Below are 6,640 nucleotides of genomic sequence, written 5' to 3' on the forward strand. Positions count from 1 at the left end.
GGCCAGGTGCATCCGAACGTGGTGCGCAACATGGGGCTGGACCCCGAGCGCTACATCGGCTTTGCCTTTGGCATGGGCCCCGACCGGCTCACCATGCTGCGCTACGGCGTGAACGACCTGCGACTGTTCTTCGATGGCGACTTGCGCTTTCTCTCGCAGTTCCAGTAAGCACCCGTCCACAGCAATAAATACGAATACGAGATCGAAGAGATGCAATTCCCGGAATCCTGGCTGCGCGAGTTCTGCAATCCGCCCCTCGGCAGCGCCGAGCTGGCTGAAACGCTCACCATGGGCGGCTTCGAGGTCGAAGAGCGCCGCCCCGTGGCGCCGCCCTTCAGCCGCATCGTGGTCGGCGAGATCAAGGAAGCCGTGCAGCATCCCAACGCCGATCGCTTGCGTGTGTGCCAGGTCGACGCGGGGCAGGGCGCCTTGCTCAACATCGTGTGCGGCGCGCCCAATGCGCGCGTCGGCATCAAGGTGCCCTGCGCACTGGTCGGCGCCGAACTGCCGCCCGGTGAAGACGGCAAGCCCTTTCTCATCAAGCTCGGCAAGCTGCGCGGCGTCGAGAGCCAGGGCATGCTGTGCTCGGCGCGCGAACTGAAGCTCAGCGAAGACCACGGCGGCCTGCTCGAGCTCGATGCCGACGCCCCCATTGGCGCCGACGTGCGCGACATGCTCAAGCTCGACGACGCGCTGCTCACGCTCAAGCTCACGCCCAACCTCGCGCACGGCCTGAGCGTGTACGGCGTTGCGCGCGAGCTCTCGGCGCTGACCGGTGCCCCGCTCAAGACGCCCGCCATCGCGCCGGTGGCCGCGTCGTTTGCCGACGTGCTGCCGGTGAAGGTGGAAGCGCCCGAGCTCTGCGGCCGCTTCTCGGGCCGCATCGTGCGCGGCGTGAACACCCAGGTGGCCACGCCCGCGTGGATGGTCGATCGGCTCGCGCGCTGCGGCCAGCGCAGCGTGACGCCGCTGGTCGACATCTCGAACTACGTCATGTTCGAGTACGGCCAGCCCAGCCACATCTTCGACCTCGACAAGATCCACGGCGGCCTCACGGTGCGCTGGGGCAAGGCGGGCGAGCAGCTCAAGCTGCTGAACGGCAACACGATCAGCGTGGACGACAAGGTCGGCGTGATCGCCGACGACCAGGCGGTCGAATCGCTCGCCGGCATCATGGGCGGCGATGCCACCTCGGTGTCCGACGACACGCGCAACATCTACGTGGAGGCCGCGTTCTGGTGGCCCGAAGCGGTCCAGGGCCGCTCGCGCCGCTTCAACTTCTCGACCGATGCGGGGCACCGCTACGAGCGCGGCGTCGATCCGAGCCGCACGGTGGAAATCATCGAGCGCATCACGCAGCTCATCATCGAGATCTGCGGCGGCCAGGCCGGCGCCATGGACGACAAGATCCTGAACGTGCCCGAGGCCATGCCCGTCACGCTGCGCGTGGCGCGTGCCGCGCGCGTCATCGGCATGCCGCTCACGCAGGCGCAATGCGCCGATGCGCTGCGCCGCCTCGGCTTTGCGCTGCGCGAAGGCGAGGGCACCTTGACCGTCACGCCGCCGCCGCACCGCTTCGACCTCTTGATCGAGGAAGACCTGATCGAAGAGGTTGCGCGCCTGATCGGCTTCAACAACCTGCCGACCAATGCGCCGCTCGCGCCCATCACCGCGCGCGTGCGGCCCGAGTCCCGGCGCAGCCGCTTCGCGGTGCGCCGCAGCCTGGCCGCGCTCGGCTACCAGGAAACCATCAACTTCAGTTTTGTCGAGGCGCACTGGGAGCAGGACCTGGCCGGCAATGCCAATCCGGTGAAGCTCCTCAACCCCATTGCCAGCCAGATGAGCGTGATGCGCTCGTCCCTGCTGGGCTCGCTGCTGCAGGTGCTCAAGTTCAACCTCGACCGCAAGGCGCCGCGCGTGCGCGTGTTCGAGGTGGGCCGCGTGTTCATGCGCGACGACAGCGTGGCCACCACCGACAGCACCGTGCGCGGCGTCGACCAGCCGATGCGCGTGGCCGGCCTGGCCTGGGGCGATGCGGAAGAAGCGCGCTGGGACGGCAAGCCGCAGCGCGTCGACTTCTACGATGCCAAGGGCGACGTCGAAGCGCTGCTCGCCCCGCACGTGGCCAGCTTCGAGCCGGCCGAGCACCCGGCCCTGCACCCCGGCCGCTCGGCGCGCGTGCTGGTCGATGGCAAGGCCATCGGCTTCATCGGCGAACTGCATCCGCGCTGGCGCCAGAAGTGGGACTTCGCGCTGGCGCCGGTGCTGTTCGAGCTCGACCTCGACGCCGTCGCCGCGCGCCCCGTGCCGGTGGCGCGGCCGGTGCCCAAGCACCAGGCCGTGGAGCGCGACATTGCGGTGGTGGTGGCCGAAGCCGTCACGCACAATGCGTTGATGCAGGCCATCCAATCGGCGGCAGCGGGGCAGGGGCTGCTGCGCGACGCCACGCTGTTCGACATCTACCGTCCGCAACCCGCGCGCGACGGCGCGGCGCCGGCATCCGGCGGCTTGGCGCAGGGAGAAAAAAGCATGGCGGTGCGCCTGAGCTTCCAGGACGACAGCGCCACGCTGACCGACGAGCAGGTGGAACCCGCCGTGCGCGCCATCGTCGAACAACTGAGCGCCAGACTCGGCGCACGCCTGAGAGGTTGATGAGAATGAACGCCGCGGAATTCACGCTCGAAGCCCTCGAAACGCCCGCACTCACCAAGGCGCACCTGGCCGACCTGCTGTTCGAGCAGATCGGCCTCAACAAGCGCGAATCCAAGGACATGGTCGAGGCGTTTTTCGACCTCATCGCCAACAGCCTGATCGAGGGCACCGACGTCAAGATCTCGGGCTTCGGCAACTTCCAGATCCGCGTGAAGGCACCGCGGCCGGGCCGCAACCCGCGCACCGGCGAGGCCATTCCCATCGGCGAGCGCCGCGTCGCCACCTTCCATGCGAGCGCCAAGCTCAAGGAACAAATCCACGGAAGCATCGAGCAGAGCGGCACTTCCGAGGTCGAGTGGAGCCTGGGCGCCGAATAAGTGCTTGGTGCCCGGCGCGTGCGTAGAGTAATCTCTAAGGTTTCCCGCGCACGGTCTTGATTTCAATGGAGAAAACGCTCCCGCCCATTCCCGTCAAACGCTACTTCACCATTGGTGAGGTGGGCGAGCTTTGCGGCGTCAAGCCGCACGTGCTGCGCTATTGGGAGCAGGAGTTCACGCAACTGCGGCCCATGAAGCGGCGCGGCAACCGGCGCTACTACCAGCACCACGAGGTGCTCATGATCCGCCGCATCCGCGACCTGCTCTACGACCAGGGCTTCACCATCAGCGGCGCGCGCAACAAACTGCAAGAACTCGTGCAGGGCGAACGCGACCGGCGCAAGGCTGGCGTGGTGCCGCTCGAGGGCATGGAGGCCGTCGAGATCGACCAGGAAGAATTCGACGCGGCCATCCACCAGGAAGAAGACAAGACCGGCCCCGAGGCCGAGCCCAAGGCCGCGCCTCGCACGGTCGATCCGTCGCAGTTGCTGCACCTGCGCCGCGAGCTTTTTGAAATTCGTGAGCTGCTGACCGTCGGACGGTGAATTCAGCCGGCTATAATTGAGAGCTTCGGTGTGTGGCGCAGCCTGGTAGCGCACTTGCATGGGGTGCAAGGGGTCGAAGGTTCGAATCCTTTCACACCGACCAACAAAACGTCCAAGGGCGTCCGGAATCATCCTCCGGACGCCCTTTTTCATTGGGGAACTGGGCAAATCTTGTCCGGAGGCATACACTGAAATCCGGTGACTGCCAGCCCCAAGTGGGGGTACAGAAGGGGGTACAAACCACCTGAACCCCCCAGGATGGCGGTTTTGTACCCCCACCCTGGATGTACCCCATGCCGTTGACCGATGCCGCATGCCGCAACGCCTCCTGTCCGCCTGATCGCAAGCAGGCACGCTACGCCGACGCAGGTGGCCTCTATCTGGAAGTCTCAACCTCGGGTTCTCGCCGATGGTTCTGGAAGTTCAGGATCGAGGGAGTCGAGAAGAAATTCGCCTTGGGCTCCTATCCCGACGTGAGCCTTGCGGCGGCGCGAAAAGCCCGTGACGCTGCCAAAGCCCAGAAGGCTTCCGGAATCAATCCCATACAGGCGCGCCAGGTCGTCAAGCTCAAGGCGACCGTGAACACCGGCGATACCTTTCGAGAGACGGCGCTAGAGTGGTTCGACAAGCACCATGAGCGCTGGAGCGGCCACTACGCCACGCGCGAGAAGCGCAACCTGGAAAAGGACCTGTTTCCGTACTTCGCTGCTCGTCGCATCAGCGAAATCGAGGCCATCGAGTTGTTGGCGGCCCTACGCCGTGTCGAGGAGCGTGGCGCTCTCGACGTGGCCGGCCGCGTCCTGATGACGGCACGCGCGGTGTGGCGCTACGCGGTGGCGACTGCGCGGGCGCCGCGCGATATCACGGCGGATCTCAAGGGGGCACTCACGCCCCACAAGAAGCGGCACTTCGCGGCGATCACCGATCCGGCCAAACTGGGAACGCTGATACGCGTCATTCGGGGCTACCAAGGCGGTCCCATCGTGCGTACGGCATTGCAACTGGCTCCCATGCTTTTCCAACGCCCGAACGAACTGCGAGCGGCGGCCTGGGCGGAGATCGATCTCGACGGGGCGCTCTGGACCGTGCCCGCTGCGCGGATGAAGCGGCGCATCGATGGCAAGCAACATGGTGATCCGCACTTGGTGCCTTTGCCCAGGCAGGCTGTGGAGTTGCTGCGCAAGCTGCATCCCATTACGGGCCACAGTACGCTGGTCTTTCCGGGCGAGCGTAGTCATGAACGGCCGATCTCGGACAACACTCTGCGTGCAGCGCTTCTGACCCTGGGGTACGGCCCGACCGCGCAGACGGTTCATGGGTTCAGGGCGACAGCCCGGACCCTATTGGCGGAAGTACTGGAGATCGACCCCTTGGTGATCGAGGCCCAGTTGGCGCATGCCGTCAAGGACGCGAATGGGCGTGCCTACAACCGTACGCAGTACCTCAAGCAGCGCATCGTCATGCTCCAGCGGTGGGCGGACTATCTGGACGTGCTGGCTACCAGGGCGAGTTCTCCACTGGCTGAGCTGAAAACGGCCGCATGAGAATGACTCTGTCAGGTGATTAGATGGCACGGCACCTCCGGTCCGCCGTGGAGCGGCCGTCCAAGCAGTATGTCGCAGTGCGCTGGTGCCTGGAGGCGGGTCATCGTTCTCGAGCGGCCGCGAAGGCGTTGCGGCGACGAGGGCATCCATTAGTTCTCGGCCAAAGTGCGAAGCGGGATCGCGCAATGGCTCGCCGGGACGATGGTCTGCTGAGCTCTGCTGAGGATTCTGCACGGTCCAGCCGGCTGCGCGTCTGCGATGGGAGGCGGCTTTGCGGCGAAAACCGTCCTTCATGACACCACGGCCAACGACTCAGATCGAGTCAGGACCGATCATTCAGCGCAAGAACCTGGATGTCCTGTGACTGGCGCCAAGCAGTCACTTCAAGCAAGAACCCGTTCTTCGGGTTCGTGCCCTTTGCGGAGCAAGCGCATATGAAAAGCGGAAGTTCATCCGTCCGACGCAGGACTTGTGTTCGTCCGAGCTCGCACGCGTTGTTTCCATGTCGGGTGAGGCCAGTCTGGCCACCGCCAGAGGCTACATGAGGACCGAGAGCACGGTTGGCGGCGGGCGAAAGGCTCTACCGACGCGGCCACCCGCTTGATCGCCAAGCGCCTGCGTGCGAGCAGTACTCGCTGAGCTGGGTTCGCTAACCGCGCGTCCCAGAGGGCGCTAGTCCAGCGAGCACGAGTTGACTGAAGCACCCGAGGCCTTCGCATCGCGAAAACACTTGGCCACGGCGCAGGCCAGCAGCCGCGGCAATTTCATGTCCCGGGCGACCTGTATGGAAAAGGGCGCCGCTCCCTGCGGGACGGGCGTCGGGGCGCCCCATTTGACCTCCCGCACCTGAGGCAGATAGATGTAGTCAGGCGTCGGGACGTTGATGGACACGGCACCCTCGCTCAGCACATTGAGCTTCGAATTCAGATAGTCGTTGATGCCCGCCTCAACCTTCGGCGCCAGAATATCGAAGAGCGGTCGCTTCAAGCCGATCGCATCCAGTAGATTGAATAGGTCGCCTTGCGACGTTTCGAAATTATTGGACGTCATCCGGTACTTCACGTCGATCTTCTGATTCGGCGCTTCGCCCGTATGGAAGACCTCGAGCTGGTAAAGCGCCTGCCCTGTGCCACTGTAGAGGTCTTGCTTCTGCTCAGCCCGGCACATGGGTTGGACCGTGGTGCAAACGGGCAACTCGGGAAGAGAGCCGCCATGACATCCACTGAAATCGCACGAGGGCAGCGACCCTGAGGAGCCCCCGGTGCAGGTCGTCTGAGGTAGGCCGCACGGTACGTCCAAGGACGAGCACAACCGGCTAGTCGCATTCTGCTTGACTTCAATGGTGGGAGGCGCATACGAGCTAACCAGGCCGGTCGTTGCGCCCAACGATTTGCCACAACTGTCGGACAGCGAGGCTCGCAAATTGGCGGCGAAGGCCTCGGCGGATTCCGGTAACCAATTCCTGAAGAAGCCGATGTCCATCTTCTCGTAAATGATCACGCCTGTCGCCTCGCCAGTGGCC

General features: G+C 64.9%; 6 protein-coding genes and 1 tRNA gene. 6 read left to right on the forward strand and 1 reads right to left on the reverse strand.

Features of this window, described 5'->3' with window-relative positions; translation table 11 throughout:
• The 6 genes from AC1DOC_RS13660 to AC1DOC_RS13685 all read left to right on the forward strand — a co-directional run.
• The coding region (locus AC1DOC_RS13660; RefSeq protein ID WP_478129935.1) for a tRNA ligase subunit PheS family protein at positions 1 to 168 on the forward strand (168 nt) is incomplete at its 5' end.
• Between the two features lie 42 nt (positions 169 to 210).
• On the forward strand, positions 211 to 2,652 hold the full coding sequence (pheT, locus tag AC1DOC_RS13665) for a phenylalanine--tRNA ligase subunit beta (protein WP_478083227.1): 2,442 nt from the start codon (positions 211 to 213) through the stop codon (positions 2,650 to 2,652).
• 5 nt (positions 2,653 to 2,657) lie between these two features.
• Positions 2,658 to 3,029 carry an integration host factor subunit alpha gene (locus AC1DOC_RS13670; RefSeq protein ID WP_012747012.1) on the forward strand — a complete coding sequence of 124 codons (372 nt, stop codon included), beginning with the start codon at positions 2,658 to 2,660 and terminating at the stop codon, positions 3,027 to 3,029.
• Positions 3,030 to 3,094: 65 nt separating this feature from the next.
• Positions 3,095 to 3,574 (forward strand): MerR family transcriptional regulator, encoded by a 480-nt coding sequence (locus AC1DOC_RS13675; RefSeq protein ID WP_018902978.1) that lies wholly within the window; start codon positions 3,095 to 3,097, stop codon positions 3,572 to 3,574.
• Positions 3,575 to 3,600: 26 nt separating this feature from the next.
• A tRNA-Pro gene (locus AC1DOC_RS13680) sits at positions 3,601 to 3,677 on the forward strand.
• A 190-nt stretch (positions 3,678 to 3,867) separates the two neighbouring features.
• Positions 3,868 to 5,118: a tyrosine-type recombinase/integrase gene (locus AC1DOC_RS13685; RefSeq protein WP_478083228.1), complete on the forward strand. Its 1,251-nt coding sequence runs from the start codon at positions 3,868 to 3,870 to the stop codon at positions 5,116 to 5,118.
• 672 nt (positions 5,119 to 5,790) lie between these two features.
• Here AC1DOC_RS13685 and AC1DOC_RS13690 read toward each other — a convergent pair.
• A partial coding sequence (locus AC1DOC_RS13690) for a hypothetical protein (RefSeq protein ID WP_478129934.1) occupies positions 5,791 to 6,640 on the reverse strand: 850 nt, incomplete at its 5' end.

The sequence above is a fragment of the Variovorax sp. 01T439_2 genome, from assembly GCF_056398445.1.